Source organism: Moorena sp. SIO4A1 (assembly GCF_010672065.1).
Lineage (GTDB): Bacteria > Cyanobacteriota > Cyanobacteriia > Cyanobacteriales > Coleofasciculaceae > Moorena.
This window is the reverse complement of sequence record NZ_JAAHHX010001038.1, coordinates 1-1057: the sequence shown is the minus strand read 5'-3', so window position 1 is coordinate 1057 and position 1057 is coordinate 1. Positions and strand designations below refer to the sequence as shown.

Sequence of the window (1057 nt, the reverse complement as noted above, 5' to 3'; positions counted from 1 at the left end):
AATGATGAAGGGGTCAAAATGCTCCCCCTCTCAGGAGCAGTTTTAAGCATTATGGGCATAGCTATCAGGCATACCCAAATGGGTCATAGGATTGAGGGCAGCACAAGCAAGTAAAAGTTCTACAGCCTGGGGGTCGTTGGTACGACGAGAACAACGATTACCACAGATAAGCTTGAAACGAAACATGGCCGTCTCCGATCATGAGCGACGGTGATAGCCACTCTGAAGTTTCCATTGGCTTCGACCCACTTTTTCAATACGTACTAGGTTCTGATTGCGTGGATGATGCTCTCCTTCTTTTGGCCAATATTGGGCATCATGACGTGGGGGAATATTAGCCTGAGCACCTCTTTTTTTAATGGCATCGTAGCACTTGCGTTTGTCATAAGCTCCATCGGCGGACACTGCTTCAATCTCTGATTCGATGGCATCTAACACATCCGATAGAGCCTCCGAGTCACTGAGATTATTCGTACTCACTACCGCACCAAGTATTTCCCCTGTGCTCTGATCTACCCCTAAATGCAGTTTTCGCGCCTTTCGACGTTTGCTGATTCCATGTTGACGTACTTTCCATTCTCCCTCTCCATAAACTTTGATTCCGGTTGAATCCACTACCACATGCCGTGCTCCCTTCCGTTCTTAACCGGGCATTGCCACACTTAATTTCCCCAGCCGTCTCGATACTGTGGAGTGGTCTGGTACTTCTAAGTCTACTCCCATTAAACCGAACTTTGATTCCATCAATCCTTGGGTTTGACGCCCTGGTAAATTCAACACTGACCCCATGGTACTCATGGTAGCTATGGCTAAGTCACTGTATTTGCGGGATGCTCCTCGTTTCCCTGTCTTTTGGGGATTCCACCATCTTTTAAGTACCTCATCATCAATCGGTGAAGGTCAGACTACCACGGTTTAAGAGCGCTGCGTTGTACTTACTCCAATTCAATATCTTATATTTGGTCTTGGCGGTTGCTTCTGTCATGGCTAAGGGGAAGCTCTATTTTTCTCTCTATAGATTATCTCACTCAACTCATACTCTTTATGCAACAAAGCC

At 46.5% G+C, this 1057-nt stretch carries 1 pseudogene; it reads right to left on the bottom strand.

What is annotated here, in order from left to right:
• Nucleotides 1-42: 42 nt before the first annotated feature.
• Nucleotides 43-985: pseudogene (locus tag F6K53_RS45080) on the bottom strand (IS5 family transposase).
• Between the last annotated feature and the right edge of the window lie 72 nt (nt 986-1057).